The 22,169-nt window shown below is 75.7% G+C and carries 22 protein-coding genes and 1 pseudogene; 21 read left to right on the top strand and 2 right to left on the bottom strand.

The features are described 5' to 3' along the window. Positions 1 to 7: 7 nt before the first annotated feature. Both ACI781_RS13835 and ACI781_RS13830 read left to right on the top strand, forming a co-directional pair. Positions 8 to 859: a GNAT family N-acetyltransferase gene (locus ACI781_RS13835; RefSeq protein WP_456566688.1), complete on the top strand. Its 852-nt coding sequence runs from the start codon at positions 8 to 10 to the stop codon at positions 857 to 859. Between the two features lie 92 nt (positions 860 to 951). Beyond that, positions 952 to 2,853 carry a penicillin-binding transpeptidase domain-containing protein gene (locus ACI781_RS13830; RefSeq protein ID WP_456566687.1) on the top strand — a complete coding sequence of 634 codons (1,902 nt, stop codon included), beginning with the start codon at positions 952 to 954 and terminating at the stop codon, positions 2,851 to 2,853. Positions 2,854 to 2,855: 2 nt separating this feature from the next. On the opposite strand, the gene ACI781_RS13825 is transcribed toward ACI781_RS13830, so the two are convergent. Next, the gene (locus ACI781_RS13825) at positions 2,856 to 3,323 is read right to left on the bottom strand and encodes a DUF4439 domain-containing protein (RefSeq protein WP_456566686.1); all 468 of its coding nucleotides are present in this window, start codon (positions 3,321 to 3,323) and stop codon (positions 2,856 to 2,858) included. Positions 3,324 to 3,335: 12 nt separating this feature from the next. Next, a complete protein-coding gene (locus ACI781_RS13820; protein ID WP_456566685.1) occupies positions 3,336 to 3,836 on the bottom strand; it encodes a hypothetical protein in 501 nt (166 codons plus the stop codon). Positions 3,837 to 4,032: 196 nt separating this feature from the next. Between ACI781_RS13820 and rimP the strand changes: the two genes are divergently transcribed. The 19 genes and pseudogenes from rimP to dapB all read left to right on the top strand — a co-directional run bounded on the left by rimP (position 4,033) and on the right by dapB (position 21,855). Next, positions 4,033 to 4,641, top strand: coding sequence for a ribosome maturation factor RimP (rimP, locus tag ACI781_RS13815; protein ID WP_456566684.1), 609 nt, complete (start codon positions 4,033 to 4,035; stop codon positions 4,639 to 4,641). Continuing rightward, complete coding sequence (gene nusA / locus ACI781_RS13810) at positions 4,642 to 5,784, top strand: transcription termination factor NusA (RefSeq protein ID WP_456566683.1); 1,143 nt, start codon at positions 4,642 to 4,644, stop codon at positions 5,782 to 5,784. Positions 5,785 to 5,828: 44 nt separating this feature from the next. After that, a complete protein-coding gene (locus ACI781_RS13805; protein WP_456566682.1) occupies positions 5,829 to 6,200 on the top strand; it encodes a YlxR family protein in 372 nt (123 codons plus the stop codon). Between the two features lie 61 nt (positions 6,201 to 6,261). Further along, positions 6,262 to 6,408 (top strand): annotated as a pseudogene (locus ACI781_RS13800) (translation initiation factor IF-2 N-terminal domain-containing protein); the annotation flags it as partial. 1,023 nt (positions 6,409 to 7,431) lie between these two features. After that, positions 7,432 to 9,267, top strand: a complete 1,836-nt coding sequence (infB, locus tag ACI781_RS13795; RefSeq protein ID WP_456566746.1) for a translation initiation factor IF-2 — start codon at positions 7,432 to 7,434, stop codon at positions 9,265 to 9,267. Between the two features lie 106 nt (positions 9,268 to 9,373). Beyond that, positions 9,374 to 9,673 (top strand): DUF503 domain-containing protein, encoded by a 300-nt coding sequence (locus tag ACI781_RS13790; protein ID WP_456566681.1) that lies wholly within the window; start codon positions 9,374 to 9,376, stop codon positions 9,671 to 9,673. 89 nt (positions 9,674 to 9,762) lie between these two features. Continuing rightward, entirely contained in the window at positions 9,763 to 10,266 is a 504-nt protein-coding gene (gene rbfA / locus ACI781_RS13785; RefSeq protein ID WP_456566680.1) for a 30S ribosome-binding factor RbfA, read from the top strand. 4 nt (positions 10,267 to 10,270) lie between these two features. Continuing rightward, positions 10,271 to 10,516, top strand: a complete 246-nt coding sequence (locus ACI781_RS13780) for a hypothetical protein (protein WP_456566679.1) — start codon at positions 10,271 to 10,273, stop codon at positions 10,514 to 10,516. Continuing rightward, the gene (locus tag ACI781_RS13775; protein WP_456566678.1) at positions 10,513 to 11,508 is read left to right on the top strand and encodes a DHH family phosphoesterase; all 996 of its coding nucleotides are present in this window, start codon (positions 10,513 to 10,515) and stop codon (positions 11,506 to 11,508) included. Before ACI781_RS13780 ends, ACI781_RS13775 begins: the two co-directional genes overlap by 4 nt. Continuing rightward, the gene (locus tag ACI781_RS13770) at positions 11,505 to 12,821 is read left to right on the top strand and encodes an MATE family efflux transporter (RefSeq protein WP_456566677.1); all 1,317 of its coding nucleotides are present in this window, start codon (positions 11,505 to 11,507) and stop codon (positions 12,819 to 12,821) included. The genes ACI781_RS13775 and ACI781_RS13770 overlap by 4 nt, the downstream gene beginning before the upstream one ends. Next, positions 12,818 to 13,735: a tRNA pseudouridine(55) synthase TruB gene (gene truB, locus ACI781_RS13765; protein WP_456566676.1), complete on the top strand. Its 918-nt coding sequence runs from the start codon at positions 12,818 to 12,820 to the stop codon at positions 13,733 to 13,735. The genes ACI781_RS13770 and truB overlap by 4 nt, the downstream gene beginning before the upstream one ends. Positions 13,736 to 13,799: 64 nt before the next feature. After that, complete coding sequence (locus ACI781_RS13760; RefSeq protein WP_456566675.1) at positions 13,800 to 14,138, top strand: antibiotic biosynthesis monooxygenase family protein; 339 nt, start codon at positions 13,800 to 13,802, stop codon at positions 14,136 to 14,138. 114 nt (positions 14,139 to 14,252) lie between these two features. Further along, a complete protein-coding gene (locus ACI781_RS13755; RefSeq protein WP_456566674.1) occupies positions 14,253 to 15,392 on the top strand; it encodes a branched-chain amino acid aminotransferase in 1,140 nt (379 codons plus the stop codon). A 1-nt stretch (position 15,393) separates the two neighbouring features. After that, entirely contained in the window at positions 15,394 to 16,347 is a 954-nt protein-coding gene (locus ACI781_RS13750; RefSeq protein ID WP_456566673.1) for a bifunctional riboflavin kinase/FAD synthetase, read from the top strand. A 101-nt stretch (positions 16,348 to 16,448) separates the two neighbouring features. Then, positions 16,449 to 16,718 (top strand): 30S ribosomal protein S15, encoded by a 270-nt coding sequence (gene rpsO / locus ACI781_RS13745; RefSeq protein WP_014742314.1) that lies wholly within the window; start codon positions 16,449 to 16,451, stop codon positions 16,716 to 16,718. Between the two features lie 274 nt (positions 16,719 to 16,992). Next, positions 16,993 to 19,272, top strand: a complete 2,280-nt coding sequence (locus ACI781_RS13740) for a polyribonucleotide nucleotidyltransferase (protein WP_456566672.1) — start codon at positions 16,993 to 16,995, stop codon at positions 19,270 to 19,272. Then, complete coding sequence (locus ACI781_RS13735) at positions 19,269 to 20,618, top strand: M16 family metallopeptidase (protein WP_456566671.1); 1,350 nt, start codon at positions 19,269 to 19,271, stop codon at positions 20,616 to 20,618. Before ACI781_RS13740 ends, ACI781_RS13735 begins: the two co-directional genes overlap by 4 nt. Continuing rightward, positions 20,615 to 21,001, top strand: coding sequence for a VanZ family protein (locus ACI781_RS13730; RefSeq protein WP_456566670.1), 387 nt, complete (start codon positions 20,615 to 20,617; stop codon positions 20,999 to 21,001). The genes ACI781_RS13735 and ACI781_RS13730 overlap by 4 nt, the downstream gene beginning before the upstream one ends. Before the next feature lie 47 nt (positions 21,002 to 21,048). Next, positions 21,049 to 21,855 (top strand): 4-hydroxy-tetrahydrodipicolinate reductase, encoded by an 807-nt coding sequence (gene dapB, locus ACI781_RS13725; protein ID WP_456566669.1) that lies wholly within the window; start codon positions 21,049 to 21,051, stop codon positions 21,853 to 21,855. Positions 21,856 to 22,169 lie beyond the last annotated feature (314 nt).

Raw genomic sequence — 22,169 nt, 5'->3', positions numbered from 1 at the left:
GGACGCGGTGCTGCGCTCGCCGGCAGCCCGGCTGCTGGACGGGTCGGACGAGGCTGCCGTCCTCCGGCTGCTGGACACCGACCCCGTCGCGAGCTGCGTGATCGCCGGCCGGGTCGAGCGGGACGGCACCGCCGCGGCCGCCCTCGGCGCGCCGCTGTGGGGCTTCGGCGGGGGACGGGACCTGGAGGCGGTCTGCCTCGCCGGGGCGAACCTCATCCCGTTCGCGCTGCCCGGGGCCGAGCAGGCGTCCGCGGCCGCCTTCGCCGAGCGCGCCCGCCGCGCCGGCCGCCGCTGCTCCACGATCGTCGGGCCCGCCGGATCGGTGGAGCCGCTGTGGCAGCTGCTGGCACCGCACTGGGGGCCGGCCCGCGACCACCGCCCGCACCAGCCGCTCATGGCGATCGAGGGGCCGCCGGCGGTGCCGCCCGAGCCGCGGGTGCGGCCCGTGCGCCCCGACCAGGTCGACGTGCTGTTCCCCGCGGCGGTCGCCATGTTCACCGAGGAGGTCGGGGTCAGCCCGCTGCGCGGGGACGGCGGCGCCGGCTACCGCGCCCGCGTGGCCGACCTCGTCCGGTCCGGTCAGTCCCTCGCCTGGATCGAGGACGGGCAGGTGCTGTTCAAGGCCGAGGTCGGGGCGGTGTCGCGCACGGTCTGCCAGGTGCAGGGCGTGTGGGTGTCGCCCGCCGTCCGCGGCCGCGGCATCGGCACGTCCGGGACCGCCGCCGTGGTCGAGTACGCCCGCCGGGTCATCGCGCCGGTGGTCAGCCTCTACGTCAACGACTTCAACGCCCCGGCCCGCGCCGCCTACGCCCGCGTCGGGCTGCGCGAGGTCGGCCGGTACGCCAGCGTCCTGTTCTGACGGAGGACCCCCTCGCCCCCCACCGCGCGCAGGCTCGCGGCGGGTCCCTGCGCCGGGGCCGGGCGGCCGGGTGCGAAGGTCGTCGCGTGCGGATGCGTAGGGGAACGGTCCTGGGTTCGGCCGCGGTGCTGCTGGCGGTGCCGGTGCTGGCGGCGTGCTCGAGCGACTCGGACGACGACGACGTGCGCGACGCCGCCCGGGCGTTCCTGGCCGACTGGTCCGCCGGGGACACCGCCGCGGCCGCGGGCGCGACCGACGACCCGGACGCCACCACCGCGCTGCTGGAGCAGACCGCCACCGACCTGCCCGACGCCGCGCTGAGCGCCGACCTCGGCGACGTCCGCGTCGGCGACGACGGCACCGCGACCGCCGCCTGGACCGCCACCTGGGACCTGGCCGCCGCCCCCGACTGGACCTACGAGGCCACCCTCGACCTGCGCGAGGACGGCGACGACTGGCGGGTCGTGGCCGAGCCCACGCTGGTCCACCCGGAGCTCGCCGAGGGGCAGCACCTCGAGCTGAGCCGGCAGCTGCCCGACCGGGCGGCGATCACCGACGCCACCGGGACGCCGGTCTTCGCGCCCACCGAGGTCGTGAACGTCGGCCTGGTGCCCGGCCAGGTGACCGACCTGCCGGGCGTGGCGGCGGCGCTGTCGGCCGCCACCGGGGTCGCCGCGGAGGAGATCGTCGCCGACGCGCAGGCCGCGCGGCCGGACGACTTCGTCCAGGTCATCGCGCTGCGCCGGCCGGACTTCGAACGGATCCGCGCCCAGGTCTTCGACCTGCCCGGCGCCGTCTTCCCGACCTCGACCCGGCTGCTGGCCCCCAGCCCGCGGTTCGCCGTCGCGCTGCTGGGCCGCGTCGGCGACGCCACCGCCGAGATCCTCGAGGAGACCACCGGCGAGGACGGCCCGCGCTACGCCGCCGGCGACCAGCTCGGCACGTCCGGCCTGCAGCGGGCGTTCCAGGACCAGCTCGCCGGCACGCCCGGCTTCACCGTGTCCGTCGTCAGCACCGACGAGAGCACCGGAGACGAGGGACGCCCGGTCGCCGCCGTCGACCCGGTGCCCGGTCAGCCGCTGCAGACGCCGATCGTGCCCGCCGTCCAGACCGCCGCCGAGGCCGCCGTCGCCACGCAGCCGCTGCCCACCCACCTCGTCGTCGTCCGGCCGGGGACCGGCGAGATCCTCGCCGTCGCCTCCAACGAGGCGGCGAACCCGGCGAACGCGCTGACCGGGCAGTTCCCGCCCGGGTCGAGCATGAAGACCATGACGGCGACGGCGCTGCTCGGCGCCGGTGCGCTGACCCCCGACACCCCGGTGCCGTGCCCCGGGACGACGGTGGTCGAGGGCCGCGAGTTCGAGAACCAGGACCAGTTCGACCTGGGCACCGTGCCGTTCACCGAGGCGTTCGCCGAGTCCTGCAACACCACGTTCATCCAGCAGGGGCTGCAGCTGCCCGACGACGCCCTGGCCGCCGCGGCGGCGTCCTACGGCGTCGGCTCGGACTGGCAGCTGCCCGTCGGCGTGTTCAGCGGCACGGTCCCCGCCGACAGCACCGGCACCACCAAGGCCGCGAACGCGATCGGCCAGGGGCAGGTGCTGATGAGCCCGGTGCAGCTGGCGCTGGTCGCCGGCGGCATCGCCAGCGGCACCCCGGCCGCCCCCGTGGAGGTCGTCGGCGGCGAGCCGGCCGGTGCCGCGCCCACCGGGCCGCCCGCGGCGGTGCTCGACGCCCTGCGGCCGATGATGCGCCAGGTCGTGCTCACCGGCACCGCGGAGGCCCTCGGTGACCGCGGCGAGGTGTACGGCAAGACCGGCACCGCCGAGTTCGGCACCGCCACGCCCCCCGAGTCGCACGGCTGGTTCATGGGCTACCAGCTCGGCGGCCCGCAGGGCGATCTCGCCTTCGCCGTCCTCGTGGAGGCCGGGCAGTCCAGCAGCGTCGCCGTCGGGGTGACCGACGCGTTCCTGGGCGGCCTCGGCCAGCAGTAGGGCTAAGCGGGCGGCAGGCCGGGGAAGGCGCTGGTCACCGGCGACGACCCGGCGGCGGTGCGCCAGCGGACGGCGCGCACCTCGGCGGCGCCGAGCTGCTGCACCGCCAGGGTGCGGACCTCGGCCTGCGCCGCGTGGTCCAGCAGGGCCACCCAGGCGGCGCCGACCCCGGCCTCGAGCGCGGCACCGAGCGCGGCGGCGTCGACGGCCGACAGCACCGGGAACGGCAGCTCGTAGGCGGCCTGCGCGGGCACCGCGTCCCGGCCGCGCTCGTCCAGCAGCGCCGCCAGCCGGTCGCGGACGTCGCGGTGGGCGTTCTCGTCCTCGGTCGCGGCGCCGCGGTCGGCCACCGGCAGCGCCGCGCCGACGACGCCGTAGCCCCACACCGCGGCGTGCTCGGCGGCGACCACGGCGCGCAGCGCGTCGTCCTCCGCGGCGGTGTCGCCCGTGCCGGTGTCGTCGTCAGCCATCGGTCCTCCCGGTCACGCCAGCACCGCCTCCTGGCCGCGCAGCCCGGCGGCGACCGAGCCCAGCAGCGCCGCGCGGGCGCCCGCCAGCTCCGTGCAGGCCGACTCGTGCGACCCCGCCGCGGCGCCCACCTGCTCGCGCAGCCACGCCTGCGGGTCGCCGCCCGCCGGGGGGGTGCCGCCGTCGGCCGGGGCCGGCGACGAGGCGGGGGACCCCCCGGGGGCCGCCGACCGCAACCGGTCCAGCTGTTCCTGCGCCTGGCCCGCCTGCACGGCCAGGCGCTCGCCCAGGCCCGGGTCGGCCGTCGCGGCGGCGGCGTAGGCGGCGACGACGGACTCCTGCACGGGCACCTGGGCGGCCAGCCGGTCGGCCTCCTCCCGCCCGGGACCGGCGTCGCCGCCGTCCCCGCCGGAGGTGCACCCGGCCAGCAGCGCGAGGGCGGCCGCCCCCGCGGCGCCGGTCAGCAGGGTCCGCCGGGGGAAGCCGGGCGGTCGGGGAAGGGGCGGAGGGAGCATCGGGACCATCCTCGCAGCCCGCCGCGACGGCGCGCAGCCGCCGCACCGCGGGGCCCCGCCCCCGCCGTCCGGTCCCGGCGCCGCCGGGCGGGCGGTAACCTGACGATCCGCCCGGCCGGGCCCGTCCGGGCTCCGGGACCGGGGGAGCGGGTCCGCAGCACACGTGTCCCCGACGTCGTCAGCAGGGGAGGAGCCCGTGTCCACCAGCCGCCGGACCGATCCCGCCACCGCCCGGCTCACCGGCTGGATCCAGCCGGTCGTCGACGCGGCCGGCTACGACCTCGAGGAGCTCGTCGTCACCCCGGCCGGCCGGCGCAGCGTGGTCCGCGTCGTCGTCGACCGGGACGAGGGCGTCACCCTCGACGACATCGCCGAGGTCAGCCGCGCCGTCTCCGCGGCGCTCGACGACAACGACGGCGAGCTCGGCCGCGCGCCCTACGTGCTCGAGGTCACCAGCCCCGGCGTGGACCGGCCGCTGACCGAGCACCGGCACTGGCGACGCAACACCGGTCGCCTGGTCACGGTGACCGTCGGCCCGGCCGGGTCGGGCGAGCAGGTCACCGGCCGCGTGCAGGCCGTGGACGACGAGGGGGTCACCCTCGCCGTCGAGGCCCCCGGCAAGCCCGGCGCCCGCCGCCGGCCGGCGACCGTTCGGCAGGTGCCCTGGTCGGGGCTGGGCGCCGGCCGCGTCCAGGTCGAGTTCGGCCGCCCCGGCGCGCACGACGACGGGGACGCCGACGACGGGGACGCCGACGACGTGGACCCGACCGACGACAGCAGCGACAGCGACATCGAGGACCGATAAGTGAACATCGACGTGACCGCCCTCCGGGCGGTCGAGCGGGAGCGGGGCCTGCCCGCCGACACGGTCATCGAGGCCATCGAGACGGCACTCGTGACCGCCTACCGGCACGCCGACGGCGCCGCCCGGCACGTGCGCGTGCACGTGGACCGCAAGACCGGCGAGGCCGTGGTCCTGGCACAGGAGCTGGGCGCCGATGGCGAGGTCGTGCGCGAGTGGGACGACACCCCCTCGGACTTCGGGCGGATCGCCGCGAGCACCGCCAAGCAGGTCATCGTGCAGCGGCTGCGGGACGCCGAGCACGAGCAGACCTTCGGCGAGTACGCGGGCAAGGAGGGCGACATCGTCAGCGGCATCGTGCAGGCCGACGCCCGCCGCAACGCCCAGGGCGCCGTGCTGCTGGACATCGGCAAGGTGGAGGCCGTCCTCCCGCCGGCCGAGCAGGTGCCGGGGGAGTCCTATCCGCACGGCAGCCGCCTGAAGGCCTACGTGGTGTCCGTCGCGCGGACCATCCGCGGGCCGCAGGTCACCATCTCGCGCACGCACCCGAACCTGGTGCGCAAGCTGTTCGCCCTCGAGGTGCCCGAGATCGCCGACGGCAGCGTCGAGATCGTCGCGGTCGCGCGGGAGGCCGGGCACCGGTCCAAGATCGCCGTCCGCACCGGGGTGGCCGGGCTCAACCCGAAGGGCGCCTGCATCGGCCCGATGGGCCAGCGGGTGCGCAACGTCATGAGCGAGCTGCACGGCGAGAAGATCGACATCGTCGACTGGTCGGAGGACCCGGCGACCTTCGTCGCCTCCGCGCTCAGCCCGGCCCGCGTGAGCAGCGCGCGCGTCGTCGACCCGCAGGCGAAGGCCGTCCGCGTCGTCGTCCCCGACTACCAGCTGTCGCTGGCCATCGGCAAGGAGGGCCAGAACGCCCGCCTGGCCGCGCGGCTCACCGGGTGCCGCATCGACATCCGCAGCGACGCCCAGCCCGACGACGCCGCCGAGCCCTCGCCGGGTGTGGGGCGGCCGCCGCTGCGCTCCGGCGGGGCACCCGGCGGCCCCGGCGGTCGTCCCGGCGGGCCGGGCGGCCGTCCCGGCGCGGGCGGCGCGGGGCGCGGGGGCGCGGGTGGCCGCAGCCCCGGTCGGGTGGGGCGCTGACCGAGCCCGGAACATCGGCGGCCCCGGGCGCGCTAGAGTGCAGGGTGGCCGAATCGTCGAAGCCGGTGCGCACGTGTGTGGGCTGCCGGTCGAGAGCGCCGGTCACCGATCTGCTGCGTGTCGTCGTCGTGGACGGGGCTCTGGTCCCCGATCCGCGGCGGGTGCTCCCCGGGAGGGGGGCGTCGCTGCACCCCACCCCGGAGTGCCTGCACGCGGCCGAGAGACGCCGGGCCTTCCTCCGGGCGCTGCGCTGCAGCACCCCGGTGGAGGCCGGTCCGCTCCGGGCCCACGTGCTCGGGACGGGCGACAACGAACGACAGACCGCAGTTCCACAGCCGGGCCCGGCAGCCATGCCGGACCGGCACGTCGAGAGCAGGACGTCGTCGGATGAGCCAGCCGTGAAGTCCCCACGATGACCATGCACCACTGACGAAGAGGTCGAGCGGGCCAGCCGCCGGCCTCACCTAGAGGAGACCCGTGCCAGGCAAAGCCCGCGTACACGAACTCGCCAAGGAGTTCGGAGTCGACAGCAAGACCGTTCTCGCCAAGCTCAAGGAGCAGGGCGAGTTCGTGAAGTCCGCCTCGTCCACCGTCGAGGCCCCCGTGGCCCGCCGGCTGCGCGAGGCCCTCGGTGCGAGCACCGGTGCCGGCAACGGGCCGGCGGCCCCGGCCCCGCGCCCGGGCCCGCGTCCCGCGCCCCGTCCGGCTCCGTCCGCCGCGGCCCCCGCCGCCCCGGCCGGCGCCCCGACCCCGGGTGCCCCCACGCCCGGCCCGCGTCCGGCCGCCCCGGCCCCGCAGGCCCCGGCCCCGCAGGCTCCGGCCGCTGCCGCTCCGCAGGCCCCCGCGGCCTCGGCTCCGCAGGCCCCGGCCCCGCAGGCGCCCGCCGCCTCGGCTGCGCCGCAGGCGCCGGCCGGTCCGCGTCCGGGCGCCCCGCGTCCCGGCGCACCCGCCCCCCGTCCCGGCGCCGCCGGCGGTGCGGCGCCCGGCGCCCCGCGTCCCGGCGCCCCCGCTGGCGGTCAGGGTCCGCGGCCCGGTCCTCGGCCGGCCCCGCGCCCGGGCAACAACCCCTTCAGCAGCGCTCCGCGTCCCGGCCCGGCGGCCGGTGGCCCGCGTCCCGGCCCGGCGGCGAACCCGGCTGCGGCCGGTCCCGGCGGCCCTCGTCCGGGTCCCGGCGGTCCGCGTCCGGGCCCCGGTGCCGGTGGTCCGCGTCCGGCGGCCGGTCCCGGTGGTCCCCGTCCGGGCCCCGGTGCCGGTGGCCCGCGTCCGGCGGCCGGTCCCGGTGGTCCCCGTCCGGGCCCCGGCCCCGGTGGCCCGCGCCCGAACCCGGGCATGATGCCGCAGCGCCCGTCGCCCGGCATGATGCCGCCGCGCCCCGCGGGCCGTCCCGGCGGCGGCCCCGGCGGTGCCGGTGGCCGTGGTCGCCCGGGTGGTCCCGGTGGCGGTGGCGGTTTCCGTCCCGGCGGTGGCGGCGGTGCCCCCGGTGCCGGCGCGCCGGCCGGTGGTGGCTTCCGCGGTGGCGGCGGTGGCCGCGGGCGCGGTCGCGGCGGCTCCGGTGCGGGCACCGCGGGTGCGTTCGGCCGTCCGGGTGGGCGCGGTCCCGTCCGCGGCCGCAAGAGCAAGAAGCAGCGGCGCCAGGAGTTCGACTCCATGGCGGCGCCCAGCATGGGCGGCGTCAGCCTGCCCCGCGGCAACGGGCAGACCGTCCGGCTGCCCCGCGGCGCCTCGCTGACCGACCTGGCCGAGCGCATCGGCGCCCAGCCGGCCGCGCTGGTCACCGCCCTGTTCCACCTGGGCGAGATGGTCACCGCGACGCAGTCGGTCAACGACGACACGCTGCAGCTGCTCGGTGCCGAGATCGGCTGGGTCATCCAGGTCGTCAGCCCCGAGGACGAGGACCGCGAGCTCCTCGAGACCTTCGACCTCACCTTCGGTGACGAGGAGGGCGACGAGGAGGACTGGGCCCCGCGCCCGCCGGTCGTGACCGTCATGGGTCACGTCGACCACGGCAAGACCAAGCTGCTGGACGCGATCCGCAACGCCAACGTGGTGGCGCGGGAGGCCGGCGGCATCACCCAGCACATCGGCGCCTACCAGGTGGTCACCGAGCTGGAGGGCGAGGAGCGCCCGATCACCTTCATCGACACCCCGGGTCACGAGTCGTTCACCGCGATGCGTGCCCGTGGTGCGAAGGCCACCGACATCGTCGTGCTGGTGGTCGCCGCCGACGACGGCGTCATGCCGCAGACGGTGGAGGCGCTCAACCACGCGCAGGCCGCCGAGGTCCCGATCGTGGTCGCGGTCAACAAGGTGGACAAGGAGGGGGCCAACCCCGCCAAGATCCGCCAGCAGCTCACCGAGTACGGCCTCATCGCCGAGGAGTACGGCGGCGACACGATGTTCGTCGACGTCTCCGCGATCACCCGGCAGGGTCTCGACGACCTGCTCGCGGCGATCCTGCTCACCGCCGACGCCTCGCTGGACCTGCGCGCGAACACCGAGCAGGACCCGCAGGGTGTCGTCATCGAGGGCAAGCTGGACAAGGGCCGCGGGCCCGTCGCCACGGTGCTCGTCCAGCGCGGCACGCTGCGCCAGGGCGACTCGATCGTGGCCGGCGACGCCTACGGCCGCGTCCGGTCGCTGCTCGACGAGCACGGCAACAAGCTGAAGGAGGCCCTGCCGGCCCGCCCCGTGCAGGTCGTGGGTCTCACCTCGGTGCCGCGCGCCGGCGACACCTTCCTCGTCGTCGAGGAGGACCGCGTCGCCCGGCAGATCGCCGACCGTCGTCAGGCCCGCATCCGCAACGCGCAGAACGCCTCGATGCGCAAGCGGATCAGCCTCGAGGACCTCGACGCGGCGCTCAAGGAGAACCGCCAGCTCAACCTGATCATCAAGGGCGACAACTCGGGCACCGTGGAGGCGCTCGAGGAGGCCCTGATGAAGATCGAGGTGAGCGACGACATCTCGCTGCGGGTCATCCACCGCGGCGTCGGCGGCATCACCAAGAGCGACATCGACCTGGCGCTGGCCGACGACGTCATCGTCCTGGGCTTCAACGTCCGGGCCGAGGGCCAGGCCACCGAGCTCGCCAACCGCGAGGGTGTGGACGTCCGGTACTACACGGTCATCTACCAGGCCATCGACGAGATCGAGGCCGCCCTCAAGGGGATGCTCAAGCCGGAGTTCGAGGAGGTCCAGCTCGGCACGGCGGAGGTCCGCGAGGTCTTCCGGGTGCCGAAGATCGGCAACGTCGCCGGTTCGCTGGTGCGCAGCGGCACGATCGTGCGCAACTCCAAGGCGCGGCTCATCCGCGACGGTGCCGTGGTCGCCGACAACCTGACGGTGGAGTCCCTCCGCCGCTTCAAGGACGACGCGACCGAGGTCCGCGAGGGCTACGAGTGCGGTATCGGCCTGGGGTCGTTCAACGACATCAAGGTCGACGACGTGATCCAGACCTTCGAGATGCGCGAGAAGCCGCGCGACTGAGGAAGGACCCCGTCGCCCCCCACCGCTCGCATGCCCGCGGCGGGCCCCCGCTGAGGGGCCTGCCGCCGGGCACGAGCGGTGGGGGCCGTCCGGCAGACAGGAGGTGGTGAGCGTGTTCACGGGCACGCTCACCGCCGACCTGCTGCTGGGCGACGTGCACTCGCTCAAGGAGAAGCGGGGCGTGGTCCGGCCGATCACGGCCGAGCTGCGGCGCCGGTTCGCCGTGGCCGCCGCCGAGGTCGGCGACCAGGACCTGCACCGCCGCGCGCAGGTCGCGGTCGCCACGGTGGCCGGGGACGCCGGTCAGGTGACCGACGTCCTCGACGCCTGCGAGCGGTTGCTGGCCGACCGTCCCGAGGTGACGCTGCTGTCGACGCACCGGCAGCTGTTCAGCGACTCGGACTAGCCCGCGAGTCAGACCCGACGGCCCCACCTGGAGCCCGCCCCGGACGTGCGGGGCCGGCCAGGACGGGGTCCTCACACCCAGGAGGTCCGATGGCCGACCCGGCCCGCGCCCGCAAGCTCGCGGTGCGCATCCGACAGATCGTCTCCGAGGCGATCGAGATGCAGATCAAGGACCCCCGCCTGGGCATGGTCACCGTGACCGACGCGAAGGTGACCGGGGACCTCCGGGAGGCCACGGTCTTCTACACCGTCTACGGCGACGAGACGCAGATCGCCGACTCCGCGCGGGCGCTCGCCAGCGCCACCGGCATCCTGCGCGCCACGGTCGGCAAGCAGACCGGCGTCAAGTTCGTGCCGACGCTGACCTTCGTCGCCGACATCGTCCCGGACACCGCGCGGGAGCTGGAGCTCGCGCTCGAGCGCGCCCGCCACGCCGACGAGGAGCTGGCCCGGGCTCGCGAGGGCGCCCAGTACGCGGGCGAGGCCGACCCCTACCGCAAGCCGGCGGAGGACGACGAGGAGGACGGCGCAGCCGACCGGGCGGACGACGAGGAGCCCGCCGCCACCGACGCGCCCGCCGAGAGCCGGAGCTGAGCCGGTGAGCGAGAACGACCCGGACCCGCGCCTGGCCGACGAGGGCCTCGACCGGGCCGAGCTGGGCGGCCGGGAGATGCCGGCCGGCGGCGACCCGACGCGGGGCGGGAAGACCGGCCGGATCGGGGAGGCCCCGAGCATCGCCGCCGACCAGCCCGACGACGCCGGCCCGCCCATCCCGGTCGCCGGCGGCGCCGTGCGCGAGGAGCCCGACGCGCCACCGGTCGCCGACCCGGCCCCGGGGTCGTGACCGCCGAGCCGGTCCCGGACGCGGCGCGGACGGCGGCCGGGGTCCTCGCCGAGGCCGCGGCCGCGCGCGCCACCGTCGTCCTGTCCGCGCACGTGCAGCCCGACGCCGACGCGCTGGGGTCGACCCTGGCCCTGGCCGACGCCCTGCGCCGCTGCGGGGCGCGGGTGCTCGCGACGTTCCCCGCGCCGTTCGTGCTGCCGGCCACCCTCTCCTGGCTGCCGGGGGCGGCCGGCCTGGTGCCCTCCGGGGACGTCCCCACCTCGCCGGACGTGTTCGTCAGCCTGGACGCCGCCTCGCCCGGCCGGCTGGGGGAGCTCGCGCCCCTGCTGGAGCGCGCGGGGACGTCGGTCGTCGTCGACCACCACGCGAGCAACCCCGGCTTCGGCGACGTCCGCGTCGTCGACCCCACCGCGCCCGCGACGGTCACGCTGGTCGCCGACCTGCTCGACGAGCTCGGGATCTCCCTCGACGCCCGGCTGGCCACCTGCCTGTACGCCGGTCTGGCCGCCGACACCGGGTCCTTCCGCTTCGGCAGCACCCGCCCCGACACCCACCGGCTGGCCGCCCGGCTGCTCGAGGTGGGGATCGACCACGCCGGCATCAGCCGCCGGCTGTTCGACACCGCGCCGTTCGGCTGGCTCGGGCTGCTGTCGCGGGTCACCGGCCGGGCCCGGCTGGAGGCCGGCGTCGGCTCGGGCCTGGTGTGGACGTGGTCCAGCACCGCCGAGGCCGCCGAGCACGGCCTGCCCGGCGAGCAGCTCGAGGCGCTCGTCGACGTCGTCCGCTCGACGGAGGAGGCGGACGTGGCCTGCGTGCTCAAGGGGCAGGACGACGGCACGTGGTCGGTCTCGCTGCGCTCCCGGGGGACCACCGACGTCGCGCGCGTCGCCACCGCGCTCGGTGGCGGCGGCCACCGCGCCGCGGCCGGCTTCACGTCGCGCACCGACCGCGAGGGCACCATCGCCGCCATCCGGGCCGAGCTCGCCCGATGACGGCGCGGTCCACCGGACCGCAGCCCGGGGTCCTGGCGCTGGCGCTGCCCGCGCTCGTCGTCCTCGCCGCCGAGCCGCTGTACCTGCTGGTCGACACGGCGGTCGTGGGCAACCTCGGCACCGTCCCGCTGGCCGGGCTGGCCGTCGGGGGCGGCCTGCTCGCCTGGGCCGCGGCGCTGCTGAACTTCCTCGCCTACGGCACCACCGCCCGTGCCGCGCGGCGGGCCGGGGCCGGCGACCGCGCCGGTGCCGTCGCCGAGGGCGTGCAGGCCACGTGGCTGGCCGTCGTCCTCGGCCTGCTCGTGCTGGCCGGGTTCCAGCTGCTGGCCGGCCCGCTGACCCGGCTGCTGGCCGGCGGTGCGGGACCGGTGGCCGAGGCGGGGGAGCAGTGGCTGCGCATCGCCGGCCTGGGCGCGCCGCTGCTGCTGGTCTCCCTGGCCGGCAACGGCTGGCTGCGCGGGGTGCAGGAGCTGCGCCGCCCGGTCCGCTACGTCCTCTCCGGCAGCCTCACCAGCCTGCTGCTGTGCCCCCTGCTGGTGCACACCGCGGGCATGGGCCTGCCCGGCTCGGCGGTCGCCAACGTCGTCGGCCAGGCGCTCACCGCGGCGCTGTTCGTCCGCGCCCTCGTGCGGGAGGGCGCCGGCTGGCGGCCCCGCCCGCGGGCGGTCCGCGCGCAGCTGGTGCTCGGCCGCGACCTGCTGCTGCGCGCCGCCGTGCTGCAGCTGGCGTTCCTGGTGGCGGCCGGGGTCGCCGCGCGGGCGGGGACGGCGCAGCTGGGCGCGCACCAGATCGCCCTGCAGCTCTTCTTCTTCCTCGCCCTCGTCCTCGACGCCTACGCGATCGCCGCGCAGACCCTGGTCGGCCACGCGCTGGGTGCCGGGCAGGTGGACCGCGCCCGGGCCACCGCGGTCCGGGTGGCCCGCTGGGGGCTGGGCACGGGGCTGCTCGTCGCCGCCGTCCTCCTCGCGCTGCGCGACGTGCTCGTGCCGCTGTTCACCGGCGATCCGGCCGTCCGCGCGCAGGCGGAGCTCGTGTGGTGGTTCCTCGCCGGGTTCCAGCCGCTGGCCGGGGTCGTGTTCGCCCTGGACGGCGTCCTCATGGGCGCCGGGGACGTCGGCTACCTGCGGACGGTGACCATCGGCGCGGCGGTCCTGGGCTTCCTGCCGCTGTCGCTGCTGGCCGGGCCGCTCGGCCTCGGGCTGGCCGGGGTGTGGACGGGGCTGACGCTGTTCATCGCCCTGCGGCTGGTCGCGGTCCTCGTCCGGGTGGCGGGGGACCGGTGGCTGAGCGCGCCTGCGACGGTGGGGACATGAGCCCCCGCCGTCCCGACGCCGACGTCGCCCCCTCGGTCCTGCTGGTCGACAAGCCCGGCGGGATGACCTCCCACGACGTCGTCGCCCGCGCCCGGCGGGCGCTGTCGGTCCGCCGCATCGGGCACGCCGGCACCCTCGACCCGATGGCCACCGGCCTGCTGGTGCTGGGGGTCGGCGCCGCCACCCGGCTGCTGGGCCACCTCGGCGGGCACGACAAGACCTACGAGGCGACGATCCGGCTCGGGCAGAGCACGGTCACCGACGACCGGGAGGGCGAGGTCCTCGCCGCCACCCCGGCCGGGCACCTCGACGACGACGCCGTGCGCACCGCGCTGGCGGCGCAGACCGGCGCGCTCTCCCAGGTGCCCTCGTCGGTGAGCGCGGTCAAGGTGGACGGCCGGCGCTCCTACGACCGGGTGCGGGCGGGGGAGGAGGTCGTCCTGGCGCCGCGCGCGGTCACCGTGCACCGGCTGGAGGTGCACGCGGTCCGCCGTCCCTCGCCCGAGGTCCTCGACGTCGACGTGACCGTCGAGTGCTCCGCCGGCACCTACATCCGCGCGATCGCCCGGGACGCCGGCGCCGCCCTCGGGGTCGGCGGGCACCTGACCGCGCTCCGGCGCACCGCGTCGGGCCCGTTCACCACGGCGCAGGCCGCGCCGGTGGAGGACGCCGCGGCGGCCCTGACCACCGGGGGCGGGCGCGGGGTGCTGTCGCTGACCGCGGCGGCCACCGCCGTCTTCCCGCGGCGGGCGGTCACCGCCGAGGAGGCGACGGCCCTCGGATACGGGCAGCGGGTCCCCGCCACGGGCACCGCCGGGCTGGTCGCGGCCGTGGACCCGGCGGGGCGGCTGGTCGCGCTCCTGGAGGACGCCGGGCCCACCGCGCGGGTGTCCGTGGGGTTCCCGCCCGGGTGACCGGGGGAGCCGCCCGGCCGCGGCCGGTGGTTGACGTCGCGCGGGGCGGGGAAGTGGCAGCGGCATGAGCGTCGTGAAGATCAACGCGATCACCGTGCCCAAGGAGCGGCAGGAGCGCTTCGAGGAGCGCTTCCGCGGACGGGCCGGCGCGGTCGAGGACACCCCCGGCTTCGAGTGGTTCGAGCTGCTGCGCCCGCAGGAGGGCACCGACCAGTACCTGGTCTACACGCGGTGGACCGACGAGGCCGCCTACGAGGCCTGGCAGTCGGGCCAGGACTTCGACCGCGCCCACTCCGGCGGCGGCGACACCCTCGCCCCGGCCGCGGCCAGCTCCTCGCACCTGTGGTCCTACGAGGTCATCGAGTCCGCCGGCCCGAGGGCCGGGCAGGACCACCAGGCCTGACCCGGGCGGGGGCCTGGCGCCGGACGGCGGCGGGCCCCGCCGCGGCGGCCGGACTAGTGTGGCCGGGTGGGTCCGCAGCACCGCCGGGCCCACCCGGACACGCAGGTGGGAGCCATGACCGACACCCTCGACGACAGCCGCACCTCCCCGCGGGAGTTCACCGAGGGCGTCCCGGTGGTCGTGGAGGACGTCCGGCGCCGCTCCGACGCCGAGCGGCAGCAGGTCCTCGCCGACCCGGGCTTCGGCCGCTTCTTCACCGACTCCATGTTCGTCGCGCGCTACCGCGCCGGTGAGGGCTGGTACGACGCCCGGCTGACCGGCTACGCCCCGCTGCAGGTGGACCCGGCGACGGCCGCGCTGCACTACGCCCAGTCGATCTTCGAGGGGCTCAAGGCCTACGCCCAGCCCGACGGCAGCGTCGCGACCTTCCGCCCGGAGGCCAACGCCGCCCGCTTCGCCCGCAGCGCCCGCCGCCTGGCCATGCCGCCGGTGCCCGAGCGGGCCTTCCTCGCCGCCGTCGACGCCCTCGTCGACGCCGACCGGGACTGGGTGCCCACCGGCCCCGACCAGACGCTGTACCTGCGGCCCTACCAGCTGGCCACCGAGCCGTTCCTCGGCGTGCGGCCGGCGCACGAGTACCTGTTCCTGGTCATCGCCAGCCCCGCCGGTGCCTACTTCCCCCGGGGCGTGCACCCGGTCTCGGTGTACCTGTCCGAGGACTACATCCGGGCCGCGCCCGGGGGCACCGGCGACGTCAAGTGCGCCGGCAACTACGCGGCCAGCCTGCTGGCCCAGGAGCAGGCGATCGACGCCGGCTGCGACCAGGTCGTCTGGCTCGACGCGCACGAGAAGCGCTGGGTCGAGGAGATGGGCGGGATGAACCTGTTCTTCGTCCTCGGCTCCGGCGACGACGCCGAGCTGGTCACGCCCGAGCTCACCGGCACGCTGCTGCCCGGCATCACCCGCGACTCGCTCATCACCGTCGCCCGGGAGCTGGGCCACCGCGTGACCGAGCGCAAGTTCAGCGTCGACGAGTGGCGGGCCGGCGTGGCCGACGGGACGGTCACCGAGACCTTCGCGTGCGGCACCGCCGCCGTGATCACGCCCGTCGGCGAGGTCAAGGCCCGCACCGGGGACTTCACCGTGGGCGACGGCCGCCCCGGACCGCTGACGATGCGCCTGCGCGAGCACCTGCTCGACATCCAGCACGGCCGGGTGGCCGACGGTCACGGCTGGCTGCACCGGGTCGGCTGAGGTGCTGCGCTGGCGCGGGTTCGAGGCGGTCCCGGGTGACCTGGGGCGGACGGTCGTCACGGTGGGCATGTACGACGGCGTCCACCGGGGCCACCAGAAGCTGATCGGCGCCGCCGTCGCCCGCGCCCGCTCCCTGGGCCGGCCCTGCCTGCTCCTCACGTTCGACCCGCACCCGGCCGAGGTCGTCCGGCCGGGCTCGCACCCGGCGATCCTCACCTCGCTCGAGCGCAAGGCCGAGCTGGTCGCGGCACTGGGGGTGGACGCCATGTGCGTGCTGCCCTTCACCGCCGACCTCATGCGGCTGTCGCCGGAGTCGTTCACCCACACGGTGCTCGTCTCCACGCTGCACGCCTCGCACGTCGTCGTGGGGGACAACTTCACCTACGGCCACCGCGCCGCCGGGACCCTCGACACGCTCGTCGCCGAGGGCCGGCGTTTCGGCTTCTCCGTGGAGGGCGTGGGGCTGGCCAGCCTCGCCGAGGAGGAGGAGCTCACCATCTCCTCCACCTACGTGCGCGCCTGCGTCGCGGCCGGGGACATGCGCTCGGCGGCCGCCGCCCTGGGGCGTCCGCACCGCGTCGACGGCGTCGTCGTCCGCGGGCACCGCCGCGGCCGGCAGATGGGCTACCCGACGGCCAACGTGGAGAGCCCCGCCTACACCGCCATCCCGGCCGACGGGGTCTACGCCGGGCACTTCGTGATCCGGGCCGTCGACGGCACCAGCGGGGCCCGGTTCCCGGCGGCGATCTCGGTCGGCACCAACCCCACCTTCGACGCCACCCGCCGCACGGTGGAGGCGCACCTCATCGACTGGGACGGCGACCTGTACGGCGAGCACGCCGGCGTGGAGTTCGCCGTCCGGCTCCGCGGGATGCAGCGCTTCGCCGGGATGACCGAGCTCGTCTCGGCGATGGGGAACGACCTCGTGCAGGCCCGAACCGTCCTCGGACTGTGACGGTCAGGTAACCTGGGGCGTCGGGTGTGACCCGACTCGTGTGTCCACCTGCCCCCGTGGTTCAGACCGGGGGCGCACACCTGCCCGCCGGGAGGCGACCGATGGCGCTCGAGAGCGCGACCAAGAAGCAGATCATGACCGAGTACGCCACGGTCGAGAACGACACCGGCTCCCCCGAGGTCCAGGTGGCGATGCTGACGCGTCGCATCAGCGACCTCACCGAGCACCTCAAGCAGCACAAGCACGACCACCACAGCCGGCGGGGCCTGCTCCTGCTGGTCGGCCGTCGCCGGCGGCTGCTGAACTACCTGGCGAAGACCGACATCAACCGGTACCGCTCGCTCATCGAGCGGCTGGGTCTGCGCCGCTAGCACGTCGAGGGGACCGTCCCGGCCGGGACGGTCCCCTCTCTCGTGCGGCACCCGCCGCACGGGAGCCCCGGCCCCCGGCCGACCCGGCCCGATGCGGTCCGGTCCTCGGTGGTGGTCCCCGGGTACGCCGTCCTCCTGGGACGCCGGCCCCCGGGGGTCTCTCTCGAAGACCGGTCGCCCCCCGGACGCAGTCGGCGCGGGCGCCACGAGAGGACACCCGGCGCGGAAGCGCCAATAGAGGACGTCGCCGCATGCGACGTAGGAAGAGGACGACGTGTCCGCACCCACCACCACCAGCAGCACCGCTGCCGAGTTCGACCCCGAGGACGGGGTCACCACCGCCACCGCGGTCATCGACAACGGCAGCTTCGGCAGCCGCAGCATCACCTTCGAGACCGGCCGCCTCGCCAAGCAGGCCGCCGGCTCCGTCGTCGTCACGATGGGCGACACCATGCTGCTGTCGGCCACCACGGCCGGCAAGCAGCCCAAGGAGCACTTCGACTTCTTCCCGCTGACGGTCGACGTCGAGGAGCGCATGTACGCCGCCGGGCGCATCCCCGGCTCGTTCTTCCGCCGCGAGGGCCGGCCGTCGGAGGACGCGATCCTCACCTGCCGCCTGATCGACCGCCCGCTGCGCCCGACCTTCGCCAAGGGCCTGCGCAACGAGGTCCAGGTCGTCATCACCGTCATGTCGCTGGACCCGTCGCACCTGTACGACGTGCTGGCCATCAACGGCGCCTCGGCGTCCACCCAGCTGTCGGGTCTGCCGTTCTCCGGCCCGATCGGTGGCACCCGGGTCGCGCTGATCCGCGGGCAGTGGGTCGCCTTCCCGACGCACACGGAGCTCGAGGAGGCCGTGTTCGACATGGTCGTGGCCGGGCGCGCCCTGCCCGACGGCGACGTCGCGATCATGATGGTCGAGGCCGAGGCCACCGAGAAGACGATCGAGCTGGTCGCCGGCGGAGCCACCGCCCCGACCGAGGAGGTCGTCGCCCAGGGCCTGGAGGCGGCCAAGCCGTTCATCAAGGCGCTGTGCGACGCGCAGGCCGCGCTGGCCGCGAAGGCCGCCAAGCCGGTCGCCGACTTCCCGCGCTTCCTGGACTACCAGGACGACGTGTACGCCGCCGTCGAGGCCGAGGCCGCCGCGAAGCTGGCCGAGGTCCAGGCCATCGCCGGCAAGCAGGAGCGCGAGACCGCGACCGACGAGCTCAAGGAGGCCGTGAAGGCCGCCCTGGCCGACCGGTTCGAGGGCCGCGAGAAGGAGGTCTCGGCCGCCTTCCGCTCGGTGACCAAGAAGGTCGTCCGCCAGCGCATCCTGCGCGACAAGGTCCGCATCGACGGCCGCGGCGTCACCGACATCCGGCCGCTGTCCGCCGAGGTCGAGGTCGTCCCGCGGGTGCACGGCTCGGCGCTGTTCGAGCGCGGCGAGACCCAGATCCTGGGCATCACCACGCTGAACATGCTCCGCATGGAGCAGCAGCTGGACACGCTGTCGCCCGAGACGCGCAAGCGCTACATGCACAACTACAACTTCCCGCCGTACTCCACCGGTGAAACCGGCCGCGTGGGCTCGCCCAAGCGCCGCGAGATCGGCCACGGCGCGCTCGCCGAGCGGGCGCTGCTGCCGGTGCTGCCCGACCGCGAGGAGTTCCCCTACGCGATCCGGCAGGTGTCGGAGGCGCTGGGCTCCAACGGCTCGACCTCGATGGGCTCGGTCTGCGCCTCGACCCTGGCGCTGCTCAACGCCGGCGTGCCGCTGAAGGCGCCGGTCGCCGGCATCGCCATGGGCCTGGTCTCCGACGAGGTCGACGGGAAGACCGAGTACGTCGCGCTGACCGACATCCTCGGTGCCGAGGACGCCTTCGGTGACATGGACTTCAAGGTCGCCGGCACCAAGGAGTTCGTGACCGCGCTGCAGCTGGACACGAAGCTCGACGGCATCCCCTCCGACGTCCTCGCCGGTGCGCTGACCCAGGCCCGCGCGGCCCGGCTGCACATCCTCGACGTCATGGGCGAGGCCATCGACGGCCCCGACGAGATGAGCCCGTACGCCCCGCGCGTCACCACGGTGCGGATCCCGGTCGACAAGATCGGCGCGGTCATCGGCCCCAAGGGCCAGATGATCAACGCGATCCAGGACGAGACCGGCGCGGACATCACCATCGAGGACGACGGCACGATCTACGTCGGCGCGTCCGACGGCCCCTCGGCCCAGGCCGCGGTGGACCGGATCAACGCCATCGCCAACCCGCAGATGCCCAAGGTCGGCGAGCGCTTCCTCGGCACGGTCGTCAAGACCACGCCGTTCGGCGCCTTCGTGTCCCTGCTGCCCGGCAAGGACGGCCTGGTCCACATCAGCAAGCTCGGTGGCGGCAAGCGCATCGGCAAGGTCGAGGACGTCGTGAACGTCGGCGACAAGCTGCAGGTCGAGATCAGCGACATCGACGCCCGCGGCAAGATCAGCCTCGTGCCGGTGGCCGCGGACGGCGAGGGTGCCGGCCAGGCCCCCGCCGCCGAGGCCGCTCCTGCCGAGGCCGCCGCGCAGGACGCGTGAGCGGGTTCCCCGACACGACCCCCGGGGCCGGTCTCCCGCGGGTCGGCGTGACCCAGGTCCTGGACGTCGACGAGGTCGGCGGCCGGGTGGAGCGCACGCTGCTGCCCGGCGGGCTGCGGGTCCTGACCGAGACCATGCCCGGGGTGCTGTCGGCGACGGTCGGCATCTGGGTGGGTGTCGGTTCGCGCGACGAGACCGACGCCCTGGCCGGTTCCTCGCACTTCCTCGAGCACCTGCTGTTCAAGGGCACGCGCACCCGCAGCGCGCTGGAGATCGCGACGGCGATGGACGCCGTCGGCGGTGAGATGAACGCCTTCACCGCCAAGGAGCACACCTGCTACTACGCGAACGTGCTCGCCAGCGACCTGCCGCTGGCCGTGGCGATCCTCGGGGACCTGGTCACCGACGCCCTGAACACCGCCGCGGACCTCGAGAGCGAGCGCACCGTCGTGCTCGAGGAGATCGCCATGCGCGACGACGAGCCGGCCGACGCCGTGTACGACCTGTTCGCCGAGACGCTCTTCGGCGCGACCGAGCTGGGCCGCTCCGTGCTGGGGACGGTCGAGTCGATCGAGTCGCTGACGCGCGACGACGTCGACGGCTGGTACCGCAGCCGGTACGCCGTCCCCTCGATCGTCGTCACCGCCGCCGGTCGGGTCACCCACGCGCAGGTGCTCGAGCTCGTGCAGAAGGTCTTCGGGGAGCGGCTCACGGGATCCGCCGGGCCCGCGCCGCTGCGCACGGGCGCCGCCGCCCCCGAGGCGCCGGCCCGGGAGACGGGCCTGATCCGCCGGCGCACCGAGCAGACGCACCTGCTGCTGGGAGCCCTGGCGATCGGGCGGCACGACGAGCGCCGGCACGCCGCCGCGGTCCTGGAGACCGCCGTCGGCGGGGGGATGAGCTCTCGGCTGTTCCAGGAGATCCGGGAGAAGCGCGGGCTGGTGTACAGCGTGGGCTCGGCCCTGACGCACCACGCCGGCACCGGCTCGTTCTCGGTCTACGCGGCGTGCTCGCCCAAGCGGGTGCCCGAGGTCCTGCGGCTGGTGCGGGAGGAGCTCGCGCGCGTCGCCGCCGACGGGCTGACCGCCGAGGAGGTGGCCCGCGCCCGCGGCCAGCTGCGGGGCGGTCTCGTCCTCGGGCTCGAGGACACCGGCTCCCGGATGAGCCGGCTGGGCAAGAGCGAGCTGGCGCACGGCGAGTACGTGCCCGTGCGCGAGGTGCTGACCCGCATCGACGCGGTGGACCCCGAGCAGGTGGGGACGGTGGCGGCGGACCTGCTGACCCGTCCCACGTGCCTGGCGGTCGTCGGTCCCTACCGCGAGTCCGACCTCGACCGGCTGCGATGACGCACCCGGCCCTCGCGGTCCACGGGGCGCTGTCCCGGGGCGTGCTCGCGGTCACCGTCCTCGTGTCGCTGGCGGTGCTGTTCACGCCCGGCGACGACGTCCCCTCGGCGCCCGCGGGCGTGGACAAGCTCGTCCACTTCGGCCTGTTCCTGGCGCTGGCGCTCGCGGGCCGGTGGGCGGGCGTCGCGCCCCGTGGCCTGGCCGTGCTGCTGGTCGCCTACGCGGCGGTCAGCGAGGTGGTGCAGGCGCTCGCCCCGTTGGAGCGCTCCGGCTCGGTGGCGGACGCCGTCGCCGACGTGGCCGGCGTGGGCCTGGGCCTGCTGCTGTGGTCCCGCTCCCGGCTGCTCTGGTCCCGGTCCCGGCGCGATCGGTCGTCCCGGTAGGCGGACGGCGTCTTGCGCGCGGCGCCGGCGCCGGGAAGCCTGAGCCGGTGACCAGCGCTGATCCCACCCCCGACCCGCAGGCCCCCGACACCGCCGGCGCGGAGTCCCCGCTCGTGTCCGTGGGCGTGCTCGGCGCGCGGGGCCGGATGGGGGCCGAGGTCGTCAAGGCGGTCAGCGCGAGCTCGGACATGGAGCTGGTCGCGATGGTCGACGCGGGTGACTGGCTGTTCAACGTGGCCGACGCGGGCGCGCAGGTGGTCGTCGACTTCACCCGCCCGGACGTCGTCATGGACAACATCCGCTTCTGCATCGACAACGACATCCACTGCGTGGTGGGGACGACGGGCTTCGACCAGGAGCGCCTGGACACGGTGCGCGCCTGGCTGGAGCCCAAGCCCGACCTGGGCGTGGTGATCGCCCCCAACTTCGGCATCGGCGCGATCCTCCTGATGCGCTTCGCCCAGGAGGCGGCGCGCTTCTTCCCCTCCACCGAGATCGTCGAGCTGCACCACCCGCACAAGGTCGACGCACCCTCGGGGACGGCCGTCCGGACCGCCCGGCTCGTCGCGGACGCGCGGCGGGCCGCCGGCATGCCCGCGCAGCCGGACGCCACCAGCGACTCGCTGCCCGGTGCCCGGGGAGCCGACGTCGAGGGGGTGCCCGTGCACGCCGTCCGGCTCAGCGGGCTCGTCGCGCACCAGGAGGTGCTCATGGGCGCGGAGGGGGAGACCCTGACCATCCGCCACGACTCCTACGACCGGGCGTCGTTCATGCCCGGTGTGCTGCTCGCGGTGCGCGAGGTGGGTCGCCGACCCGGCCTGACGGTCGGCATCGAGACCTTCCTGGGTCTCTGACCTGGTCGTTCGTCCTCCCGCGGCGACCGCGGACAGCGGCCGCCGCGCCCAGGGGGACCCCCCCCGTGCACGGCCCTCCGGAGGCGTGTATGGTTCTCCCTGTTGCCAGCGCGGCCCGCAAGGGCGAGCGGAGCGAGGCGAGAACCCCCCGGGGTGGCGCCGCTCCGAGGCTGGCGTACAGTGGGAAAAGCCGCCGTTGACGAGGGCCCCGCAGGGGGTCTGGTTCTTCGCGCGTCCGTTCCTTGAGAACTCAACAGCGTGCCGAAAGTCAGTGCCAAGTATTACCCCGTGCACTGCATCCTCTGGGTGTGGTG

This window comes from Blastococcus sp. SYSU D00695, assembly GCF_054050555.1.
This window is presented reverse-complemented; position numbering and strand designations above follow the sequence as displayed.

Bases quoted from the DNA above. Each gene is read 5' to 3' on its own strand.
- ACI781_RS13755 (WP_456566674.1), top strand. From the start codon at position 14,253: ATGACCGACACCCTCGACGACAGCCGCACCTCCCCGCGGGAGTTCACC.
- rpsO (WP_014742314.1), top strand. From the start codon at position 16,449: ATGGCGCTCGAGAGCGCGACCAAGAAGCAGATCATGACCGAGTACGCC.
- truB (WP_456566676.1), top strand. From the start codon at position 12,818: ATGAGCCCCCGCCGTCCCGACGCCGACGTCGCCCCCTCGGTCCTGCTG.
- infB (WP_456566746.1), top strand. From the start codon at position 7,432: ATGGCGGCGCCCAGCATGGGCGGCGTCAGCCTGCCCCGCGGCAACGGG.
- ACI781_RS13760 (WP_456566675.1), top strand. From the start codon at position 13,800: ATGAGCGTCGTGAAGATCAACGCGATCACCGTGCCCAAGGAGCGGCAG.
- rbfA (WP_456566680.1), top strand. From the start codon at position 9,763: ATGGCCGACCCGGCCCGCGCCCGCAAGCTCGCGGTGCGCATCCGACAG.
- ACI781_RS13820 (WP_456566685.1), bottom strand. From the start codon at position 3,836: ATGCTCCCTCCGCCCCTTCCCCGACCGCCCGGCTTCCCCCGGCGGACC.
- ACI781_RS13770 (WP_456566677.1), top strand. From the start codon at position 11,505: ATGACGGCGCGGTCCACCGGACCGCAGCCCGGGGTCCTGGCGCTGGCG.
- ACI781_RS13830 (WP_456566687.1), top strand. From the start codon at position 952: ATGCGTAGGGGAACGGTCCTGGGTTCGGCCGCGGTGCTGCTGGCGGTG.
- ACI781_RS13730 (WP_456566670.1), top strand. From the start codon at position 20,615: ATGACGCACCCGGCCCTCGCGGTCCACGGGGCGCTGTCCCGGGGCGTG.
- ACI781_RS13825 (WP_456566686.1), bottom strand. From the start codon at position 3,323: ATGGCTGACGACGACACCGGCACGGGCGACACCGCCGCGGAGGACGAC.